The organism is Rhizobium sp. CB3060, assembly GCF_025200735.1.
Taxonomy (GTDB): domain Bacteria; phylum Pseudomonadota; class Alphaproteobacteria; order Rhizobiales; family Rhizobiaceae; genus Rhizobium.
Window position 1 is genome coordinate 2,646,181 of the sequence record NZ_CP104158.1, and the last position, 21,544, is coordinate 2,667,724.

Below are 21,544 nucleotides of genomic sequence, written 5' to 3' on the forward strand. Positions count from 1 at the left end.
AATGATGGCTGAGGCCCGCTCCACGGCGAAGAACTTGTCACCGGCACAAGTTCCCGCTTTCAGGCTCGCCCGAGCCGCGGCTAAATCCTCGCAGTTCGATCAATACTCTGGGAGCCGCCATGAACACCGTCGCTTATGTCACTGTCGACGTCTTCACATTGGAACGTTTCGTCGGCAATCCGCTGGCCGTCATTCCCGATGCCCGCGGCGGCCTGAGCAGCGACGCCATGCAGAAGATCGCAGCCGAGTTCGGCTATTCGGAAACGACCTTCGTGCTGCCACCGGAGAACCCGGATCATACCGCGCGCGTCCGCATCTTCACGCCAACGGCCGAAATCCCCTTTGCCGGCCATCCCAATGTCGGCACCGCTTTCGTTCTCGGACAACAACAGGAAATCTTCGGAAAGCCCGCGGGCGACAGGCTGATCTTCGAAGAGGATGCCGGGCTGGTTGAGGTGACGCTGTTGCGCAAGGGCGGTAACATCACAGGCGCCAGCATCCGTGCGCCGGGAAAGCTGACGGTCGGCGACACGATTGCCCCCGAACTGATTGCCCGCTGCGTGCAGGTCGGTCCGCAATCGATCCGCACGATAACGCACGCCCCGACCTTCGCCTCCGTTGGCCTGCCTTTCGCCTTCGCAGAACTGGACAGCCTGGAAACGCTTGGAAAAGCGTGGCCGAATGCGGCGATCTTTGTCGAAGCGGCTGCCCGGCACAAGCTGGACAAGACCGGCTTCTCGCTCTTTCTCTACGTGCGCTCGGCCGAAAACCCGTGGCATATCCGCGCGCGCATGTTTGCGCCCATGGACAACGTGACGGAAGACCCGGCGACCGGCAGCGCCTCCGCTGCACTCGGCGCCTACCTGACCTCCCTGTTGCCGGCACAGGATGCGGAGGTGAAAATCACCATCGAGCAGGGCGTGGAAATGGGAAGACGCAGCGTCATCGGTGTCGAAGTCCGGAAATCTTCCGGCACGGTAAACGAAGTCTTGCTGTCGGGTAGCAGCGTCCATGTCATGCGCGGCGAAATCCTGCTTTAAGGCGCCCCGCACGATCCTCCGAAGGCCTCAATCCCGGCCTGCAATGCCTTAAAACGTCTCGTTGATGACCAAGGCGATCGTCCAGGCTGCAAAGGCTATCACGGCGATCTTCCAGAAATCGGCACGCCGTTTGAGGCCGGGCAGCCCGAGCGGCTTGATGATTTGCACCGCCATGGCAAGCAACAGCAGCACCGCGATCACTTTTGTCACGGTATTTTTCCCCGTTTGCGCAAGAGTGAGCATAGCCTCATCAAAAACCACTGCGCAGTTTTCATGATCATGCTCTAATCGTCATAGGACGGACATTTTTCCGCGCCAACAGACTGTTTCTTAACGCCGATAGCGGCAATCCGGGGCACAATCAATAGTGAAAACTGGCAGGGCTTGGTTCTGCCTTATCGGTTCTCTAAGTGGAGCCGCATGAAAGTAGGAACATGAAGAGAAATATTTTACCCGTTCTTGCCCTGCTTTTCGGTACGCTCTTCCTATTCACCGGCAATGGCCTGCACAGCCTGCTTCTACCGGTGCGTGGCACGGCCGAGGGCTACGCCACCACGACGCTCGGTCTGCTCGGCACGACCTGGGCGACAGGCTTCGTGCTCGGCTGTCTGACCGCGCCGAAACTCGTTCGGCGCATCGGTCATGTCCGCGCCTTTTCCGGCTTCATCTCCGTCATCGCCATCATCGCGCTGCTGACCGGCATCATCGTCGACGCGACCTGGTGGGTGCTGCTGCGGGCCGTCACCGGTTTCTGCACCGCCGGCACCTCGATGATCATCGAAAGCTGGCTCAATGAACGTGCCACCAATGAAAGCCGTGGCGCGATCTTCTCGCTTTACATCGGCATTACCTTGATCGGCGCCGTTGCCGGCCAGATGATGATCCCCTTTGCAGATATCCACACGCCGATCCTCTTCATGTGCTGCGGCATCTGCTATTGCATCGCCATGCTGCCGACGACGCTCTCGACCGCTGCCTCGCCGCAGCCGCTGAAGGCCGTCAGCCTGGATTTGAAGGCGCTCTACCGCAACTCGCCGGTCGCCTCCATCGGCATCCTCTTGGTCGGCATTGCCAATGGTGCCTATGGCACGCTCGGCGCCGTCTTCGGCGCCAATGCCGGTCTCTCGGACAGCAATATCGCGCTGATGATGAGCTCGACCATCTTCGCTGGTGCCGTGATGCAGTTTCCGGCCGGGCGCCTTTCCGACCGCATCGACCGCCGCTACGTGCTGGCCGGCATGGCCGCTGTCGCCGCCATCGACGGGCTGCTGCTCTTCCTGCTGCAGCCAGCCGGTCCTTATTTCCTGATCGGCATGGTGGTCATCTATGGCGCCGTCGCCAACACGCTCTATCCGATCACCGTCGCTCATGCTAACGACTTCGCCGCGCCCGAGGATTTTGTCAAAGTCTCCGGCGGCCTGCTGCTGCTCTACGGCATCGGCACGATCATCGGCCCGACGCTGAGTGGCCCGGTCATGTCCTCCATCGGTCCCTACGCACTGTTCTTCGTCACCGCGGTCGCGCATGTGCTGATCACCAGCTACGCGATCTTCCGCAGCCGCATGCGCGCCGCCAAGCCCGCGAGCGATCGCGACGCCTACACCAACATGCCTTCGGCGAATGCGCAGATGATCACGCCGGAAAGCATGTCGTTGGCGCGCAGCGAGGCTTCGAAAAGTGAGGCTTCGAAAAAGGACGATATGACGGTAAATTACGGCACATGAGCCGGGGAGTGACGAGGAGGAAACAGAATGAGCATCTTCGATGATGACCGCCCGAAAAAGCCGTCCGCCCATGAAATCGGCAGCGATTTGTCGCTGCTTTCCGTCGACGAGCTCAAGGCACGCGTCGCGCTGATGCAGGCGGAGATCGCCCGGCTGGAAGCGGAGATTGCCACTAAGGCATCCGGCCGTCAGGCGGCCGAAAACCTGTTCCGCTCGTAAGCCTGCCATCGGCGCAAACCTGTGTGATTGAAGTACAGATAGAGGCATGCTCAACGGAATATTAAGCTTTACGACATATTACTATGACCATCCAGATTTGCTCTGGACTCAGACAGTTCCTCCACTTGGCGAATTGGTCTGATTTTTCTCCCTGTTTTACCTTGAGAGCCGCGTTTGCGGCTCTTCTTTTTCGCCTTGACACGGCGCTCCCGAGGAAACTGTGGAGATTAACCCTTTCTTAAGAATCGCCTTGCGAATTTCAGTTAAAACCACCATCTTGAAGTCATAAGAACGGACGCCGAGAGTTCTTCTGAACTTCACCGGCTTTTCCTGAACAAAAGTGTTGCGTTAGCAGGGATTTCTTCGATGTCGGAACTTGGTTTGAACACGATCAGCTTTGCTGGCCACGCAGCTTCGTCGGCGCAGTTCAGGACGCTGTATTCGGAAGGCATGTCGCTGGTCGAAGAAACCGCCGCTTATCTCGACGGCCAGGGTCGGGCAGCCTCCAAGGTTCTGCCGCGCATGGCCTCCGTGCTCTACGCCGCCGAATCCATGCGGCTGACCACCCGCCTGATGCAGATGGCCTCGTGGCTGCTGCTGCAGCGCGCCGTCAACAACGGCGAAATGTCGCGCGATCAGGTGCTGGCCGAAAAAAACAAGGTTCGCCTCGACGGCTTCAACGTCGACCGCAATGCTCCGGGCTGGAACGACCTTCCGGAATCCTTCCGCGATCTCGTCGAGCGCTCGCTGCGCCTTCAGAACCGCGTCGCCCTGCTCGACCGCGAAATCTATCGCCCGACGGAAGCTCCGATCGTTCCGGACAACCAGAACAGCGTCAAAGCGCAGCTCACCCTGCTGCAGACGGCTTTTGGGACGAACTGAGTTTCGATAGCTTATAGCTGACGAATAAAACCGGCCGTGTTTCGCACGGCCGGTTTTATTTTGTTCGGTCTGAGATGATAGCGGCGATGAGCCTGAGAAGCGACCGCTCTACGAAGAGCATCGCATCAAGACAACAAAAAAGCCCAGCAAAGCCGGGCTCTTTTCAAAACACCAGATCGCGAAGCGATTAGATGCCGAGACCGCCGAAACGCTTGTTGAACTTGGAAACGCGGCCGCCGCGGTCCATGAGCTGCTGGTTGCCGCCCGTCCAAGCCGGATGAGACTTGCTGTCGATTTCGAGGTTCATGACAGCGCCTTCCGAACCCCAGGTCGAGCGGGTTTCGTATTCGGTGCCGTCGGTCATGACCACCTTGATGGTGTGGTAGTCGGGATGGATGTTGGCCTTCATAACAATCTTCCTGTCATGCCAGGGTCCATTTGTCGCAAGCCATTGCGGCAACCGAACCGATTGAATAAATGAAGCCGCAGTCCGATTGAGGCCACGGCTTCCAATTAAGATGGCGTGCCTATACATGAAGGCGGCAAGGATAACAAGGGGCGAAAGAGCGAAGTCCCTTGCTGATATGGGGATTGGAGACGACTTGTCAGAGACGGGCCAGGCAGACGACAAAAAGCGCAAATCCATTCGGCCGCTTGGACGGCTGGCACCCTATCTCAGGCGCTATCGCGGCATGGTGCTGGGGGCGCTGATCGCCTTGGTCGTTGCTGCCGTCACCTCTCTCGCCCTGCCGCTAGCCGTCCGGCGCATGATCGACCATGGCTTCGATCAGTCCGATCGCGGTCTCATCGACAGCTATTTCGCCGCGATCATGGCGATGGCCGTCATTCTCGCGATCGCAAGCGCGTTGCGCTATTATTTTGTCATCACCATCGGCGAGCGCATCGTCTCGGATATGCGCCGCGAGGTCTTCGATCATGTGACGCGGCTGTCGCCCTCCTTCTTCGATGTCAATCAATCCGGCGAGATCGTCTCGCGGCTGACGGCCGACACGACGCAGATCAAGTCCGCCGTCGGCGCAACGGCTTCGGTGGCGCTGCGCAATCTCATTCTCTGTCTTGGCGCCGTGGGCATGATGATCATCACCAGCCCGAAGCTGTCGAGCATCGTGCTGATTGCCATCCCGATCATCGTGCTGCCGCTTGTCAGCTTCGGCCGCTCCGTGCGCAAGCGCTCGCGCGCCGCGCAGGATACGCTTGCCGATGCATCCGCCTATGCCAACGAGACCATCGCCGCCAGCCGCACCATCCAGGCCTTTAACGGCGAGGCGGCGGCAGCGCAGCGTTATGGCGCCGCGGTCGAGGATGCCTATCAGGCGGCGCGCGCCGCGATCAAATCCCGCTCGCTGCTGACCGGATTTGCCATCACCATGGTCTTTGGCAGCATCGTCGCCGTGCTTTGGGTCGGTGCGCAAAATGTTCTCGCCGGAACGATGTCGGCGGGTACGCTCGGTCAGTTCCTCCTTTACTCCGTCATTGCCGGCACGTCGCTCGGCTCGCTGTCGGAAGTCTGGGGCGAGCTATCGCAGGCCGCAGGCGCAGCCGATCGCCTGGGCGAACTTCTCGCCGAAGTCTCGCCGATCGCCGCCCCCTCCAATCCATTGCCCCTTCCCCAGCCGCCGCAGGGTCGGGTGGAATTCTCCGACGTGCATTTCTCCTATCCGTCCCGACCGGGCAAATCAGCGCTGCATGGCCTGTCGCTTTCCGTTCAGCCGGGCGAAACGGTGGCGATCGTCGGTCCTTCCGGTGCCGGCAAGAGCACGGTCTTCTCGCTGTTGCTGCGCTTCTACGATCCGCAGCAGGGTAGCATCGCCATCGACGGCATTGACGCTCGTCGCGTTTTGCCCGACGCCCTGCGCGACCGCATCGCCATCGTGCCGCAGGACACGACCATTTTCGCCGCCTCGATTCACGACAATATTGCCTTCGGCCGCCCCGAAGCCTTGCGCGACGAGGTCCGCGCCGCCGCGATCGCCGCCCAGGCGGATGAATTCATCTCGCGCCTGGACAAGGGTTACGACACACAGGTAGGCGAGCGCGGCATTACCCTTTCCGGCGGACAGCGCCAGCGCATCGCCATTGCCCGCGCCATCCTGAAGAATGCGCCGATCCTGCTGCTCGACGAAGCGACATCGGCGCTCGATGCGGAGAGCGAGACGCTGGTGCAAAGGGCCCTCGATGGCCTGATGGAAACGCGCACCACCCTCGTCATCGCGCATCGCCTGGCGACGGTTCTGAAGGCCGACCGCATCCTTGTGCTCGATCAAGGCCGCATCGTCGAAGAAGGCACGCACCAAAGCCTGATCCATCACGGCGGCATCTACGCCAAGCTGGCGCGGCTGCAATTCGACGCCGGCATCGACGACCGCATGCTCGCAGTCAAATAACGGGGATCGGGCAAGCCGAATACAACAGGTGGAAATAGCTTTAAAGTTGCGCTAGATTTTTCCCGTTATCTCGCGCTGACGCGATTCTAGGAGACGGGAACCATGTATAAATTTGAAGTCTACAAGGACAAGGCTGGCGAATTCCGCTTCCGCTTCAAGGCCTCGAACGGCGAAACCATGTTTGCCTCCGAAGGCTATAAGGCGAAGGCTTCGGCCCTCCACGCTATTGAATCGATCAAGTCCCATGTCGGCGCCGCCGCTATCGACGACCAGACCGCCGCCTAAGACTTCGCGTCGAGCGCTGCTATACAGCCTCTACGGCCGGCTGCCTTCGGGCGCGCCGGCCGTTTTCGTTTGCCCATCAAAAAATTTCGAAAAAATCTGCTCGGCCTGTCGAAATCAGCCTCGCTCGCGTCTCATAGTATCGGAACGGGCATGAAGCCGTTTCGCCGGCGGCGTTGCACATCTTGGCATTTGCTCTTTAGATGCAGCGTCCAGTCCGGCTTACCGCCAACACAGCGAGCAGGAGTTTCCCCATGCAATATGCTTTGATCATCCGTGAATCGGCCGAGGATTTTAAGCGGCGCGAGGATCCCGCCTATAAGAACGGCTGGATCGCCTATACCCAGGCGCTTGTCCAGGCCGGCATCATGACCGGCGGTGCCGGGCTGACCGAGCCGGAAACCGCAACGGTCATCCGCCGCCGCGGCGAAGACCATGATGTGCAGGACGGTCCTTTCCCGGAAGGCAAGGAACAGCTCGGCGGTTTCTATCTGATCGATGTGCCGAACCTCGACGCAGCCCTGGAATGGGCCGTGCGCGTGCCAATCTCCCAGAAGGGATCCGTCGAAGTGCGGCCGCGTCTGCAAATGTGACATGGCCATGGACCATGACGTTGGACGCGCCACGGAACGGGTGGCGCGCCAATCCTACGGCAAGTTGATCGCTTTCCTGGCGGCGCGCTCGGGCGATGTGCCGGCGGCGGAGGATGCGCTGTCCGAGGCTCTCGCAGCCGCATTGCGCGCTTGGCCGGCGCGCGGCATTCCCGAAAATCCCGAGGCCTGGCTATTGGTCGCGGCGCGGCGCAATCTTTATGGCGCCGCAAGACATGCAAACGTCAAGGCCGCCGCCCGCGATACGATCACTCTGGCTTTCGAGGAAGCGGAGGAGCGCATGAATGCGGATGGCCCCACCTTCCCCGACGAGCGGCTGAAGCTGCTGTTTACCTGCACCCATCCGGCGATCGACCGGTCCGTGCATACACCGCTGATGCTACAGACGGTTCTCGGCATCGATGCCAGAACCATAGCGCAGGCTTTCATCGTCTCGCCGGAAACGATGAGCCAGCGGCTAGTTCGGGCCAAGACCAAGATCCGCGAAGCGCATATTCCATTCAGCGTGCCCGATCGTTCCGTGCTGCCGGAGCGGCTGACGGGCGTGCTCTCGGCGATCTATGCTGCCTACGGCCTCGGCTGGGACGGGCTCGATGGCGAAGACGGCAAGCTGCATGCTCTGGCAGACGAAGCCATCTGGCTCGGCCGCGCCCTGCTTGCCACCCTACCGCAGGAGCCGGAGGCGATCGGATTATTGTCTCTGATGCTTTACTGCGAAGCCCGCCGTGCCGCCCGCCGGGATGCGGATGGCTGCTATGTACCGCTCGGCGAACAGGACACCGCACGCTGGAACGCCATCATGATGGCCGAAGCCGACAGCCTGCTGTGGCAGGCGGGAACTTTCGATCGCTTCGGCCCATTCCAATGCCAGGCGGCAATCCAGTCCATCCATTCCGAACGCCGTCGCTCCGGTGTCACCGACTGGACGGCGCTCGCAAAGCTCTATGACGCACTCGTGCTGATGAAACCGACCGTCGGCGCCCGCGTGAGTCAAGCCGCCGTGATCGGCCGGGCGCAGGGGGCTATGGCGGGATTGCAGAAGCTGAACCAGTTGGTTGAGAGCGATATCCTGAGCTACCAGCCCTATTGGGCCGTCCGTGCCCATCTGCTTGCGGAAGCCGGAGAAACGGAGAGCGCGGTTACGGCCTATCGCACGGCGATTGGGCTGAGCCACAGCTCTGCCGTCCGAGAATTCCTGCAGGCAAGCCTCGATACCATTCTGGTCGAGAGGAATTGACGACTATTTCTCCGTCAGCTTCAGCTCGATACGGCGATTGGTGGCGCGGGCTTCCGGCGTATCGCCGGGAGCGATCGGCTGGAATTCGCCGAAGCCGGCGGCGACGAGCCGGTCCGCAGGAACGCCATGGGCAATCAGGAACTTGACGACAGCGATGGCGCGCGCCGACGACAGCGCCCAGTTGTCGGGATAGCGGCCGCTGCCGGAGAGCGGCACATTGTCCGTATGCCCATCGACGCGCAGCACCCAGTTGATCTCGGGCGGAATTTCCTTGGAAAGATCGATCAGCGCGGCCGCAAGCTTGGCCATCTCCGCCTGGCCGTCCGGGTTGAGATCAGCCGCACCGGAAGGGAACAGCACTTCCGACTGGAAGACGAAGCGGTCGCCAACGATGCGAATATTGTCGCGGTCGGAGAGAATTTCGCGCAAGCGCCCAAAGAAGTCGGAACGATAACGGTTGAGCTCCTGCACGCGCTGCGCCAGCGCCACATTCAGCCGCCGGCCGAGATCGGCGATCTTCACCTGCGATGTCTGATCCTTCTCCTCCGACGCCTGCAAGGCCGCCTCGACAGCGGCAATTTGGCTGCGCAGCGCGGCAATCTGCTGGTTGAGAAGATCGACCTGGCTGAGAGCGCGGGCGCTCGCCTGCTTCTGGTCGTCAAGCTGCTGCGTCAGCGTGCCGACCCTCTGCTGCGCGGCCTGGCTATTGCCGGAACCGGCATCCAGCAGCGCCTGCAGACGCGAGCGGTCGCCCTCTGCCACCGAAAGCGACGCCTGCAGATTGGCGATGGAATCCTCGAGATCCTGCTTGCCGCTCTTTTCGAGCGCCAATGCCTGCGTCAATTCGTTAATCTGGCTATTGAGGCGATTCAGCACCTCGTCGCGGCCGGAAATCTCGCGACTTAGAATGAACTGGCCAACGACGAACACCGTCAGCAGGAACATGATCGCCATCAGCAGCGTGGAGAGCGCATCGACGAATCCCGGCCAATAGTCGACCGTTCTCTTGTGGCGACTGTTTCGCGCGAGCGCCATGATTTACTTGCTCCCGGTCTTTTCGGTATGGCTGATCCGGTCGGCGAGACGGTCGAGCGTGCGTCGCATCGATTTCGCTTCTTCCTGCTGTGCCTCGATCCAGTCGCGCAACATCTGCTGCTCGTTGCGCATGTTTTTCACCAGGCCCTGGATGCCCTCAGCAAGGTTCGCCATCGCCGTCACCGAGCGTTGGCCACCGCCGCCTTCTTCCGCGATCTTGCGCAGGTATTCCGAAAGCACCCGCACATCCTCGGAGGATGCGCCATTGGCGCCTTCGATCACGGGAGAGATGTCCGAGCCGACATCGGTAACCGAGGAAAGCCAGTTTTCCAGTTCGGTGTAGAAGCGGTTCTGCGCGCGGCCGGCCTGAAGGTCGAGAAAACCGAGGATAAGCGAGCCGGAAAGGCCGAGCAGCGAGGACGAGAACGCCGTGCCCATGCCGACCAGCGGGCCGGAAAGGCCGGTCTTGAGGGCGCCAAGGATATCGCCGGTGTCGCCGGAGCCGACATCGAGGCTCTGGATGACATCGTTGATCGAGCCGATCGTGCCGATCAGACCCCAGAAGGTGCCGAGCAGGCCGAGGAAGACGAGCAGACCGATAAGATAGCGCGAAGTGTCGCGCGATTCATCGAGACGGGTGGCGATGGAATCAAGGATTGAGCGCAGCGTCGCCGTCGACAACTGCATGCCGCGACGGTTGCCGATGAGCGCCCGCATGGGCGCCAGAAGCCGCGGATTGCGGCCGACCTTGTCGGCAGCATTGCCGACGGCGCGGAAATGATTGAACCAGCGAACTTCGGGCCTCAGCATCAGGACATGATTGAAGACCAGCAGAATGCCGACGGCCAGCACGCCAAGGATCAATCCGTTGAGACCGGGATTATGCAGGAAGGCGACTTGAGCCTGGCGAAACAGGATCGCCACAATAAAACCGACGATGACCAGGAAAAGGATCATCGTCCAAAAGAAGGCCATCGGGCTGGAGAGCTTGTAGGTATAGCTGCCCGACACATTGTCGGTCGACCCCAGATCCCCCAGATTCACATTTTCCATCGCACGCTTTGCCTCCGCATACTCCGCCCGCGGAGACTAGAGCAACATTGTGCCGAATTGAAGAGACGGAAAACACAAAACAAGCCATTGGCAACAGGCTGTTTTGCTGAAGGGCAGTTGCTGAAAGATCAGCTTTATTTTGTCGGGATAGGCCGCTTGACGACCTCGGCCAGCGCCTTTTGAATATGCTCGTTGCCGCAGATGATCGTGCCGGTACCGAGCATATCGGTGCCGCCGTCGTAATCCAAGACGAAACCGCCGGCTTCGCGCACCAGCAGGATACCGGCCGCCATGTCCCAGGGCGACAGGCCCAATTCCCAGAAGCCGTCGAAACGGCCGGCTGCGACATAGGCGAGATCGAGTGCTGCCGAACCGAGACGGCGGATGCCGGCGACTTCGCCCATCACATGGCGCAGCTCGACTAGGAACTTGCCGTGATTGCCACGGCCGAGATGCGGAACGCCGCAGCCAATGACGCTGTCCGACAGCACGCGACGCGAGGCGACGCGCAGGCGGCGATCGTTGAGGAAGGCGCCACCGCCGCGCTCGGCGGTGTAAAGCTCGTCCGTCGCCGGATTGAAGACAACGCCGGCGACGATCTCGCCATTGCGCTCCAGCGCGATCGAGATGGAGAACATCGGAATGCCGTGCAGGAAATTGGTCGTGCCGTCGAGCGGATCGACGATCCAGCGATGCGCGCCGTCCGTGCCCTTGATCTCTTCGCTTTCCTCGCCGAGGAAGCCATAGGTCGGCCGCGCCTTCAGCAGCTCGTCATGGATGATCTTCTGCGCCTTGAGATCTGCCTGGCTGACGAAATCGCCCGGTCCCTTCACCGAAACCTGCAGGTTCTGCACTTCACCGAAATCGCGGCTGAGCGACTTGCCTGCCTTGAGGGCGGCCTGAACCATGACATTGAGAAGAGCAGAACGGGCCATCGGGCTTCCTTGGGTAAAATAGAAGGCACTAACCGGACCCGAAAGCAGGCCCCGGCGGAGCGGGATCGGCAGCGCAATAAAGATTGGCGGCCTCAAGACCACAAAATCGGGGGAATTTCAAGTACAGCGAGGCGGAAGGCCTGGTTTTCTCGTCGAGCCGACTTCGCGACATAGTCCGCGCCGATCAAATCGACGATTATCCAGCCTAGAATTTCTGCTGCGCCATCAGGATCTCGCGGGCGATCTGCTCGAGCGGCACGACTCGGTCGACACCGCCGCGGGCGATCGCCTCCTTCGGCATGCCGAAAACGACGGAGGTCGCCTCGTCCTGGGCAACGGTATAGGCGCCTGCCTGTTTCATCTCGAACATGCCGCGCGCACCGTCGTCGCCCATGCCGGTCATGATGATGCCCATGGCATTCGATCCGGCCGCCCGCGCCGCCGAGCGGAAGAGGACATCGACTGACGGACGGTGGCGCGAGACCAGCGGTCCGGTCTTGATAGCCACATGATAACGCGCACCCTGCCGCTCCAGCATCATGTGGTTGTCGCCGGGGGCGATCAGCACATGGCCGCGCAGAACCGGATCGCCATCGGCCGCTTCCTTCACTTCCACTTCGCAGAGGCTGTTCAGCCGCTTGGCGAAGGCGGCGGTAAACCTCTCCGGCATGTGCTGCACGATGACCATGCCCGGCGCATTGGCGGGCAGCGCCTCCAACATTTGCCGCAATGCCTCGGTGCCGCCTGTCGAAGCGCCGACACAGACGACCATCTCGGTCGTCTTCGCCATGGCGCGGCCGGTCGGCGGCGGCAGCATGGCGTCGGCCGTCAGCTTCTTCGTCGGTCCCGAAGCGGATGCCGAACGCGCCTCAGCGCGGCGGACATTCGGCATCCTGGCATGCGAAGCGCTCTTGACCACCTCGCGGATGCGCATCGCCTCGTCGGCCAGATAATCGGCAGCGCCAATCCGCGGTTTCAGGATGATATCCACCGCGCCCGCTTCCAGGGCCTGCAGCAAAGTTTCCGAACCCGCCTCCGTCAGCGAGGAGCACATGACGACCGGGATCGGCCGCTGCGACATCAACTTGCGCAGGAAGGTGATGCCATCCATGCGCGGCATCTCGACATCCAGCGTAATGACATCTGGCACCTCCTCCTGGATCCGGCGGGCGGCCATGAAGGGATCGTTCGCCACCCCCATCACCTCGATCTCGGGGTCCTCAGACAAAAGCGCCGCCAGCGTTTGGCGTACGCTGGCGGAGTCATCGATGATCAGGACGCGGATTTTCTTTGGCATGAAGGCCTGCCTAAATTCGCTGGAAGGCCGTGTTGGAAACCTGTTTCAGCGGCAGGTCAAAGCCGGTGATCGATTCCGAATGGCCGATGAACATATAGCCGCCGGGCACGAGACAATCGCAGAGACGCGAAAGGACGCCGGCCTGCGTCTGCTTGTCGAAATAGATGAGAACATTACGGCAGAAGATGATGTGCATGGCATCCCCCACCTGGTATTTCTCATCCATGAGGTTCAACCGGCCGAAGCCGATCTTCGAACGCAAACGCGGCGTGATGCGCACCTCCCGCCTACCCGGCACTTTGGCGGTCATCACATATTTGCGCTTCAGTTCCGCCGGAACCGGCAACACCATGTCGTCCGCGTAGATGCCGCTCCTGGCCGATTGCAGCACGTCGGTGCTGAGATCGGTCGCCAGGATTGCATAGTCGATGCGACCTTCGCTTTCGGAAAATTCCTCCATCACCATCGCCATCGAATAGGGCTCCGCCCCTGTCGAGCAGGCAGCACTCCACGCGCGCAGGCGGCGATGGCCGGCGCGCATCAGCGCCGGCAAGGCCACAGTCTGCATGAACTCGAAATGTTTGGCCTCGCGGAAGAAATCGGTCTTGTTGGTCGTCACTGCATCGATGAGATAGACAGTCTCCTGTTCCAAGCCGCCATGGTTGAACAAGAAATCGCAATAATCGTCGAACGACGTGATGTTGGTGGCGCGCAGGCGCCGCCGCAGCCGCCCCTCCAGCATCGTCAGTTTCGTCGACGGCATCTTGATGCCGCTGTAGTCATAGATGAAACGCGCCAGCTTCTCGAAATTCCGCGTGCTGATGCGGTCACCGATGATTTGGCTCTCCTGAACGGCAACCGTTCCCATTCACCCACCCCCTTACGAATTCTTATGCGGCATGGCCGGCGCGATGCGGATCGAGCGCGACGGTGTCTTCCCGCGACAGCAAGCGGGCGAGATCGACGATGACGACGAAACCATTCTCCCGGCGCACGACGCCGGCGATGTAGTCGGAACGCCAGCGTACGCCGATATCGGGGGCCGCTTCGATCTGGCCATGCCGAAAGGGCGTCACCTCGAAGACGCGGTCGGCGACCAGGCCGAGCGTCAGCACCTTGGCCTCCATCGGAATATCCAGCACCAGCACACGGGTATGCGGGGTCGGAACGGTCTTGGTAAGACCGAGCTTCAGCCGGAGATCGATGGTCGGCACACCCTGCCCACGCACATCGCGCAGGCCGAGCAGGTAATCCGGTCCGTTGGGGATCTTGAAAGCCTCGGCATAATCGAGGATTTCGCGGACCACTTCGACCGCTACGGCGAAGACTTCCTCGCCGAGGCTGAAGGTGACGAATTGCGCTTCCAGAGCAGGTGAAGCCATGGTCATGCACTTTCCTTGAATTCGGCGTCGGCATCATCCGGGCCGCCCATGGAGAGATCGAGGGCAAAGCCCTTGAGACGCGCTTGCTGCGCCTGAACGGAGGCGGGTTTCGGCGCTTTCGCCTGACGAGCGACCGCAGCCGGAGCCCGGTCGGTCGTCTTGGCCGCAACAACACTGCGCTGGCGATTGGCCGATGTATCGACCTTGAAGAAGGCGATCGAAGCTTGCAGCTCTTCAGCCTGGGCGGCCAGTTCTTCCGAAGTGGCCGACATTTCTTCCGAGGCACCGGCATTCTGCTGCGTGACCTTGTCGAGCTGCTGGATCGCTTCATTGATCTGGGCGGCACCGATGTCCTGCTCGCGGCAGGCGGCGCTGATCTCGGAGACGAGTTCGGCGGTCTTGCGGATATCCGGCACCAGACGGCCGAGCATCTCGCCAGCCTCGGCGGCAGCCTTGACGGTATCGCTCGACATCGAGCTGATCTCGGCAGCAGCCGATTGGCTGCGTTCGGCAAGCTTTCGCACTTCCGAGGCAACGACCGCAAAGCCCTTGCCATGTTCGCCGGCACGAGCCGCTTCGACGGCCGCGTTCAAAGCGAGCAGATCAGTCTGGCGGGCGATCTCCTGCACGATGCCGATCTTTTCGGCGATCGTGCGCATGGCGCTGACGGCGCGAGTGACGGCATCGCCGCTTGCTTCCGCATCCCTGGCCGACTGGCGGGCAATCTTTTCCGTTTGGGCGGCATTGTCGGCGTTCTGCTTGATGTTGGCCGCCATCTGCTCCATCGAAGCCGAAGCCTCTTCAGCCGAAGCCGCCTGCTCGGTAGCACCCTGCGACACCTGCTCCGAGCTTGCCGAAAGCTGCTGGCTGCCCGAGGAGACGTTGTCAGCCGCACCCAGCGCATCGGCAACCACGCCGCGCAGACGTTCAACCATCTGCTCCAGCGCCAGGCCGAGCACATCCTTGTCGGAAAGCGGTTTCGGCGTCACCGTCAGGTCTCCGTCGGAAATCTGCGTGGCAATATCGGAGGTGGTGCGCAGGTTGGCGACCATGCTCTGCATTGCCAGACCGAGAACGTCCTTGTCGGAGAGCGGCTTCACGGCAACGGAAAGATCGCCCATGGCGATGCGGTCCGCCACGCCTGCGGTGATGCGCAAGTTCGATGTCATGACATTGACGGTATCGATCAGATCCTTGATCTCATCATTTGTCTTGACTTCGACCTTCTGATCAAGGTCGCCGAGCGCCACCGCCTTGGCGATGTTGGACACCTTGGTCAGGCCGCGATTGATCCCGAGCGTAATCCAGAAGGCGGCGCTTAATGCAATGATCAACGCGACGGCGGAGGCGATCGCCAGGATCATCAGCGTGTCTTCATAGAGAAGGTCGCCGCCCGCGTCCGTGGCCGCCAACTCCTTTTTCTGGATGTCGACCAGCTTGTTGATCACGTCGGTCATCTGATTGTTCAGGTCGCTCAGCTCGCCGTCCGAAAGCGCCTCGGCGCCGGCGTGATCGCCCTTGGCCTCGAGGGCCTGCAAGTCGGTGGAACGCTGGCGGAAGGTCTGGCCAAGCGATATCAATTTCTCCCAAAGCGGCTTGCCTTCCGCCGCCGAGGCAGCGAGACCCTCCTGGGCTTGTGAGAACATGGTGTCCAGATGAGTGCTGGACTCCTTATAAAAGGCGGTTTCCGCCTCACCGCTGGATATGAGCGCATCTTTCTGCGCACGAACGGCTTCAACTGCGGCAATGTTGGCGTCGAGCGCCAGTTGCAACCGTTTGACCGGTCCCTCGGTCATCTCGTTGCTGGCGTCGTTGAGGTGACCGAGACTGATGCTGCCGTAGACCGCTATGCCAATCAAAAGCAGCGTCATGGTGCCGAAGGCGAGGCCTAATTTCAGTTTGATGGAAAAGCGCATGTCCTATCCCCAGAGATAAAGAGGCAAATGAGTATTGCGGAACGGCGTCACCGTTTGACAGCGTCGTACCGATAAAGAGAGCCGTCGAACCGGGGAAAGCGATCCATTCACCTCCCCGTCACCGGACATCTCAAGAACCACGACGCCAACGCATACACACGTTGGGGATATCAGAACGCCGGGACCATGACGGTCCTGGCGGGAGTCATCGGGAAGCGCTCAGGCGCTTTCGCGGAAATCCGCGTCGCCGGCATCCGGGCCGCCCATGGAAAGATCGAGGGCAAAACCCTTGGCCCGGGCCTGCTGGGCAGCGACGGTCTGCACGGAATTTACCGCGGCAGACGTGGCACGGCGGTTGGCAGCCGGCGCAGCGGCAGCCTTGTGACCGACCTTGGTGGGCAACTTCCTGGCCGTGACTTTGCTGCCTGCCGTATCGACCTTGAAGAAGGCAATAGAGGCCTGCAGCTCTTCAGCCTGCGCTGCCAGCTCTTCCGAAGTGGCCGACATCTCTTCCGAGGCACCGGCATTCTGCTGCGTCACCTTGTCGAGCTGCTGGATCGCTTCGTTGATCTGGGCGGCACCGATGTCCTGCTCGCGGCAGGCGGCGCTGATCTCGGAGACGAGTTCGGCGGTCTTGCGGATATCCGGCACCAGACGGCCGAGCATCTCGCCGGCTTCCGCGGCAGCCTTGACGGTATCGCTCGACATCGAGCTGATCTCGGCAGCAGCCGATTGGCTGCGTTCGGCAAGCTTGCGCACTTCCGAGGCGACAACCGCAAAGCCCTTGCCATGTTCGCCGGCACGAGCCGCTTCGACGGCCGCGTTCAAAGCGAGCAGATCGGTCTGGCGGGCGATCTCCTGCACGATGCCGATCTTCTCGGCGATCGTCCGCATGGCGCTGACGGCGCGAGTGACGGCATCGCCGCTTGCTTCCGCATCCCTGGCCGACTGACGGGCAATCTTTTCCGTTTGGGCGGCATTGTCGGCGTTCTGCTTGATGTTGGCCGCCATCTGCTCCATCGAAGCTGAGGCCTCTTCGGCCGAGGCCGCCTGCTCGGTTGCGCCTTGAGACACCTGCTCCGAGCTTGCCGAAAGCTGCTGGCTGCCCGAGGAGACGTTGTCCGCCGCACCCAGCGCATCGGCAACCACGCCGCGCAGACGTTCGATCATGACATTGACGTTGCCGAGCAATGCGCCGATTTCGTCGTGATTGGTGATTTCCGCCGTCTTGGTCAGATCGCCCTCGGCAACTTCTCGAACGACGGTATTGGCGCGGGCGAGACCCTTGCTGATCGTGTTTGCGATCCAAAACGCGGTCACGGCTGCAATCAGCAGCGCTACACCTGCGGCAACGAGCATCGTCAGGCGGGTGCCGGCATATTGCACATCGGCGCCGTCGTCCGCTTCCTTCATTTTCTGCTTCTCGGTGGCGAGCAGAGCTTCGAGAGCCTTGTCGATCTCGTTGGCGGCCCGGCGGGCATCGGTAACGGAGATGTTGCTTGCGCCTTCCTTGTCGCCTGCCTTCAGCAGTTGCCGAATCTGGTCGTCGGCCTGGATGAACTTCGCTGCGATGGCTTCGACGGAGTCCCAATGAGCGCGGCTTTCTTCGGTAGCGACCTTGTCCACGGCCGCCAAAGTGTCGGCAAGCTGCTTGCGTGCCACGTCGCCGGCAGCGAGCGCAGCCTTGGCTTCATCGTCGCTGTGGGCCGCAAGAAGGTTCTTCTGCTGACGGATGACCTGGAGCTGGGAGATGTTGACCTGCTGTGTCAACTCCAGTCGCTCCACGGGGCCTTCGAGCACGTTGCTGATGGTGTCGTTGAAAGCGCTAAGGCTCATGAGGCCGTAGCCGGCCGTGCCTATCAGCATGAGGATGATGAAGGCGAACGCCCCCACCAGCTTGGCTTTTATCGTTAGACGCATAGTCTTGCTTCCCTCGAAAATTCGGCCGCGGCAATGTTCAGGCGGAAAGCGCCTTGTTTCGCCGGGCGGAAAAAATCGCCTGCAGATTGGGGAGAATGATGAATTCCCCTCCGCGCTTGACCAGGCAGTTGATGTAGTCGGGACGCCAACGCATCCCCACGCTAGGCGGTGCTTCACTGGAAGCTTTTGCAAGTGTGGTGACTTCATTCACCTTGTCGGTCCGCAGACCCACGAGCGTGGGTTCATCCTGCAGGTCAAGTTCGATAACGATGATACGGCTATCGATAGTCGCTTCCGCCGCTTCCATGCCGAAAGCGAGACGGAGATCGGCAAGGGGGATCACCTTGCCGCGAAAGTTGATGACGCTGCCCACGAAGGGCTGGCTGCCGGGAACGGCGGTTTCCGGCAGAATGTCCAGGATTTCCTGAACCATGACCGCCTCGAGGGCGAAGGTTTCACCGGCAAGATCGAAGGTCAGAACTTCGACCTCGCCGTTTTCATTCCAATGAGTGCCATTCCAGAGATTGTCGGATTTCCTGGCTTTTCCGCTCATCCCGCTGCACGCAGATGCGCCTCCTGTTGCTGGCCGGCCGCGACCAGATGCACGACATCGAGAATGAGGGCGACGCTGCCGTCACCAAGGATCGTAGCCCCGGAGAAATGCGCGACGTCATTGTGCAGCTTCGACATAGATTTGATCACCGTCTGGTGGTCGCCGATGATCTGATCGACCACCAGGCCAACCCGCTCAGTCCCGGTCGAGATAACGACGACCTTCTGATGCACATCCGGCTTGGTGCCGGTGCGGAATACGTCCCGCAACCGCAGGAAAGGCACCAGGCTGTCGCGCAGCGAAATGAAACTGCGGCCACGCGAGCGCAGGTCCTCTTCCAGCGACAATTCCAGGCATTCCTCAACCGCCGACAGCGGAATGACGTAGCGCCCGGCGCCGACGCGCACGAGCAGACCGTCGATGATGGCGAGCGTCAGCGGAATGCGCAACGATACATCGGACCCCTGCCCCGGCAGGCTGACGATATCGATGGTGCCGCGTAGCGTTTCCACCGTCTGCTTCACCACATCCATGCCGACGCCGCGGCCGGAAAGATTGGTGATCTGCGCCGCCGTCGAAAATCCGGGCGCGAAGATGAGCTGCAGGAGCTCGGCATCGCTGAGCTGCTGACCCGGCTGGATCAACCCGGACGATTCCGCCTTGGCGCGAACGCGCCCACGATTGATGCCACGGCCGTCGTCCTTGATCGAGATGATAACCTCGCCGCCCGATTGCCGGGCCGACAATATAATAGTTCCAGCTTCGGCCTTACCGGCAGCAAGACGCTCTTCCGGCGGCTCAAGGCCATGATCGATGGAATTGCGCACCAGATGCACCAGCGGGTCGGCAAGCCGCTCGATTACGGTCTTGTCGACCTCCGTCGTCTCGCCTTCGGTGACGAGCTCGATGACCTTGCCAGTCTCTCGCGCCAGATCATGCACCAGGCGGCGGAAACGGTTGAAGAGGCTTGCGACCGGCACCATGCGCAGCACCATCATCGTATCGCGCAACTCGCCGGACAAGCGCTCAATCTCTTCCGATACCGATCTCAGCCCGATATCGGCGCTGGCACTGGCCAACTGGCTTAGGCGCGATTGTGCGATGACCAGTTCGCCGACACGGTCCATAAGTTCATCGAGACGCAAAGCCGGAACGCGAACGCTTTCGGCAGCCTTTGCCTGTCGCTGGTCGGCAACCGGCGCCGCAGGTGCCGCCACTTCCCGTTTGACCGGGACAATTTCGGCAGCGGCCGGCGCGGCAGGAGCAACGACCGCCTGCGGGGCAGCCGAAACGGCGGGCTCATCCGGCGTTGCAGCAACTGCATGGCCATCGATTTCCTCGACATCAAGCTGCATGTCGTCCATGACGAAGATGAAAACATCGTCGATGGCCGACCGCGGCTGCTCGGTCGTAACAGTGACATCCCAGGAAAGATGCAATTCCGTAGGCACCAGCGCGCTCAGCGGCGGAATGGCCGAGGTGTTGGCGAGGATGCGGCATTCGCCGAGATCGCGCAGCTCATCCAGCAACCCTAGCGGATTGGTGCCGTTGATCATCGCGTTCTGTGGCAGGCTGAAACGAATGCGCCAGGTCTTTCGCTTGTCCGTCACAACAGGCGCAGTCACGGCGACGGCCTGAACCGGCTTTGCAGCATCGCCGGCGCCGCCGACTGCTGCATGCAATTGCGCCAGAAGACGTTGGCTGGTGGCTTCGTGATTGCCGTTGGGATCGTCGACGAGGGCGCGCATATGGTCCTGCGCGTCGAGAACGGCGGCGACGAGCTCGGCCGTTGCCGGCGCCTGGCCCTTACGGACGCGGTCGAAGGCGGTTTCGCAATGATGGGTGAAGCCGGCGAGCGCATCGAAGCCGAACATGGAGCCCGAACCCTTCAGTGTATGAAGGCCCCGGAACACGGCATCGATCAAAGCCTTGTCATCGAGCTGATGCGTGAGATCCAAAAGGCCTGCCTCGATCTGCTCCAGGCATTCTGCAGCCTCGGTACGGAAGACAGCAATTGGATCGAGCGAGTTCATCTGCCCAGCACTTTCTTGGTGATTTTGACGAGATTTTCCGGATCGAAAGGCTTGGTCAGCCAGCCGGTGGCGCCGGCGGCCTTGGCGCGCGCCTTGAGATCAGCATCGGATTCCGTCGTCAGGAAGATGATCGGAACGCCCATGTGAGCCGGCAGCTTGCGCAGCTCCTCGATCATGGTCAGTCCGTCCATGACGGGCATGTTGAGATCGGTCACGATGAGATCGAAGTGCCCGGCCTTGGCCTTATCCAGGCCTTCGGCACCATTCTCCGCCTCGGTGACCTCGTAACCGGCATTGGTCAGCGTCACCTTGGTCGTCAGACGGATGCTGGCGGAATCATCGACAGTCAAAATCTTCGCACTCATGAATGTACCTCTTTATGGAGCCAGAATTGCGCATCCTCCGCCGTAAAGGCGTCGACGAACCCGCCCCTCTGCAAGACTTTCAAAACAGAACCGCTAGCCGGCGAAGAAAGACGAAGTGTTTTGTCGGAGGCCTTCGCCTCCATCCTTGCCGACTCGACCAATTGCACGAAGCTCAAATCGGCTTCCGCATCGTCGGCGACTTCGAGGACAAGCATTTTGCCGTCCCGAAGCTTCAAAGTCATACTTTGATAAATTTCGGAAATGTTCCTGATGCTTAGGATATTCGGCAGGGAAATAGATTCGGAATATTTATCATCCATTTCAAATCTGGCCCCGCTACCAAACGAATACTTGAGCAATAACTATTGAATCTCATGTCAGCCTTAAGAGGGAGTAAACACAGGTTGTATAATTCGTCGTTTCAGGGGATGTGAATTCTCACCTGGCATAAATGACCACTCAAATTTTACGATGAAAATATGATTGGGATTCAGGCGGTTAAATCGAATAGATCAAAACACGCACTTTCCGGTGAGTGAATATTAACGCTGCCGGGGAAAGTCTGGCATGCAACGCCCACGAGTCCGGAGAATTTACCGGAATTTTCCATCCCACATTTAAGAGTTGAGTCAAACAGGCCTTTTTCCAAGTAAAG

The 21,544-nt window shown here is 60.7% G+C and carries 22 protein-coding genes; 8 read left to right on the forward strand and 14 right to left on the reverse strand.

The genetic code is table 11. The features are described from left to right. Positions 1-119: 119 nt before the first annotated feature. The gene (locus tag N2601_RS12855) at positions 120-1,040 is read left to right on the forward strand and encodes a PhzF family phenazine biosynthesis protein (RefSeq protein ID WP_104824191.1); all 921 of its coding nucleotides are present in this window, start codon (positions 120-122) and stop codon (positions 1,038-1,040) included. Positions 1,041-1,088: 48 nt separating this feature from the next. On the opposite strand, the gene N2601_RS12860 is transcribed toward N2601_RS12855, so the two are convergent. Next, positions 1,089-1,250 (reverse strand): hypothetical protein, encoded by a 162-nt coding sequence (locus N2601_RS12860; RefSeq protein ID WP_199773484.1) that lies wholly within the window; start codon positions 1,248-1,250, stop codon positions 1,089-1,091. A gap of 224 nt (positions 1,251-1,474) precedes the next feature. Between N2601_RS12860 and N2601_RS12865 the strand changes: the two genes are divergently transcribed. The 3 genes from N2601_RS12865 (at position 1,475) to rcdA (ending at position 3,865) form a co-directional block, all read left to right on the forward strand. Continuing rightward, positions 1,475-2,764, forward strand: a complete 1,290-nt coding sequence (locus tag N2601_RS12865; RefSeq protein WP_104824193.1) for an MFS transporter — start codon at positions 1,475-1,477, stop codon at positions 2,762-2,764. Positions 2,765-2,791: 27 nt separating this feature from the next. Next, complete coding sequence (locus tag N2601_RS12870) at positions 2,792-2,983, forward strand: DUF1192 domain-containing protein (RefSeq protein WP_104824194.1); 192 nt, start codon at positions 2,792-2,794, stop codon at positions 2,981-2,983. 366 nt (positions 2,984-3,349) lie between these two features. After that, positions 3,350-3,865 (forward strand): protease adaptor protein RcdA, encoded by a 516-nt coding sequence (gene rcdA, locus N2601_RS12875; protein ID WP_104824195.1) that lies wholly within the window; start codon positions 3,350-3,352, stop codon positions 3,863-3,865. A gap of 187 nt (positions 3,866-4,052) precedes the next feature. Here rcdA and rpmE read toward each other — a convergent pair whose 3' ends face one another. Continuing rightward, positions 4,053-4,274, reverse strand: coding sequence for a 50S ribosomal protein L31 (rpmE, locus tag N2601_RS12880; RefSeq protein ID WP_104824196.1), 222 nt, complete (start codon positions 4,272-4,274; stop codon positions 4,053-4,055). Positions 4,275-4,449: 175 nt separating this feature from the next. Between rpmE and N2601_RS12885 the strand changes: the two genes are divergently transcribed. The 4 genes from N2601_RS12885 (at position 4,450) to N2601_RS12900 (ending at position 8,400) form a co-directional block, all read left to right on the forward strand. Next, positions 4,450-6,270 (forward strand): ABC transporter transmembrane domain-containing protein, encoded by a 1,821-nt coding sequence (locus N2601_RS12885; RefSeq protein WP_445944959.1) that lies wholly within the window; start codon positions 4,450-4,452, stop codon positions 6,268-6,270. Positions 6,271-6,372: 102 nt separating this feature from the next. Continuing rightward, entirely contained in the window at positions 6,373-6,555 is a 183-nt protein-coding gene (locus N2601_RS12890; RefSeq protein ID WP_104824198.1) for a YegP family protein, read from the forward strand. A 251-nt stretch (positions 6,556-6,806) separates the two neighbouring features. Continuing rightward, on the forward strand, positions 6,807-7,145 hold the full coding sequence (locus N2601_RS12895) for a YciI family protein (RefSeq protein ID WP_104824199.1): 339 nt from the start codon (positions 6,807-6,809) through the stop codon (positions 7,143-7,145). Between the two features lie 7 nt (positions 7,146-7,152). Then, positions 7,153-8,400 carry an RNA polymerase sigma factor gene (locus N2601_RS12900; protein WP_260303132.1) on the forward strand — a complete coding sequence of 416 codons (1,248 nt, stop codon included), beginning with the start codon at positions 7,153-7,155 and terminating at the stop codon, positions 8,398-8,400. A 3-nt stretch (positions 8,401-8,403) separates the two neighbouring features. Here the strand turns inward: N2601_RS12900 and N2601_RS12905 are convergent, their stop codons facing one another. The 12 genes from N2601_RS12905 to N2601_RS12960 form a co-directional block, all read right to left on the reverse strand. Then, positions 8,404-9,435 (reverse strand): peptidoglycan -binding protein, encoded by a 1,032-nt coding sequence (locus tag N2601_RS12905; RefSeq protein ID WP_104824200.1) that lies wholly within the window; start codon positions 9,433-9,435, stop codon positions 8,404-8,406. Between the two features lie 3 nt (positions 9,436-9,438). Continuing rightward, positions 9,439-10,488, reverse strand: a complete 1,050-nt coding sequence (locus tag N2601_RS12910) for a flagellar motor protein MotA (RefSeq protein ID WP_104824201.1) — start codon at positions 10,486-10,488, stop codon at positions 9,439-9,441. Positions 10,489-10,622: 134 nt separating this feature from the next. Continuing rightward, on the reverse strand, positions 10,623-11,423 hold the full coding sequence (locus tag N2601_RS12915) for an inositol monophosphatase family protein (protein ID WP_104824202.1): 801 nt from the start codon (positions 11,421-11,423) through the stop codon (positions 10,623-10,625). A gap of 205 nt (positions 11,424-11,628) precedes the next feature. Then, entirely contained in the window at positions 11,629-12,720 is a 1,092-nt protein-coding gene (locus N2601_RS12920; RefSeq protein WP_104824203.1) for a protein-glutamate methylesterase/protein-glutamine glutaminase, read from the reverse strand. 10 nt (positions 12,721-12,730) lie between these two features. Then, positions 12,731-13,588 (reverse strand): CheR family methyltransferase, encoded by an 858-nt coding sequence (locus N2601_RS12925; protein WP_104824204.1) that lies wholly within the window; start codon positions 13,586-13,588, stop codon positions 12,731-12,733. A 22-nt stretch (positions 13,589-13,610) separates the two neighbouring features. Further along, the gene (locus tag N2601_RS12930) at positions 13,611-14,108 is read right to left on the reverse strand and encodes a chemotaxis protein CheW (RefSeq protein ID WP_199773485.1); all 498 of its coding nucleotides are present in this window, start codon (positions 14,106-14,108) and stop codon (positions 13,611-13,613) included. Then, complete coding sequence (locus tag N2601_RS12935) at positions 14,105-16,018, reverse strand: HAMP domain-containing methyl-accepting chemotaxis protein (protein WP_104824205.1); 1,914 nt, start codon at positions 16,016-16,018, stop codon at positions 14,105-14,107. Before N2601_RS12935 ends, N2601_RS12930 begins: the two co-directional genes overlap by 4 nt. 219 nt (positions 16,019-16,237) lie before the next feature. After that, on the reverse strand, positions 16,238-17,938 hold the full coding sequence (locus tag N2601_RS12940) for a methyl-accepting chemotaxis protein (protein ID WP_260303133.1): 1,701 nt from the start codon (positions 17,936-17,938) through the stop codon (positions 16,238-16,240). A 37-nt stretch (positions 17,939-17,975) separates the two neighbouring features. Further along, positions 17,976-18,491, reverse strand: coding sequence for a chemotaxis protein CheW (locus tag N2601_RS12945; protein ID WP_245463893.1), 516 nt, complete (start codon positions 18,489-18,491; stop codon positions 17,976-17,978). Beyond that, entirely contained in the window at positions 18,488-20,524 is a 2,037-nt protein-coding gene (locus N2601_RS12950; RefSeq protein ID WP_104824207.1) for a chemotaxis protein CheA, read from the reverse strand. The genes N2601_RS12945 and N2601_RS12950 overlap by 4 nt, the downstream gene beginning before the upstream one ends. Beyond that, positions 20,521-20,889 (reverse strand): response regulator, encoded by a 369-nt coding sequence (locus tag N2601_RS12955; protein WP_104824208.1) that lies wholly within the window; start codon positions 20,887-20,889, stop codon positions 20,521-20,523. Before N2601_RS12955 ends, N2601_RS12950 begins: the two co-directional genes overlap by 4 nt. Further along, entirely contained in the window at positions 20,886-21,209 is a 324-nt protein-coding gene (locus N2601_RS12960) for an STAS domain-containing protein (protein ID WP_104825198.1), read from the reverse strand. Before N2601_RS12960 ends, N2601_RS12955 begins: the two co-directional genes overlap by 4 nt. Positions 21,210-21,544 lie beyond the last annotated feature (335 nt).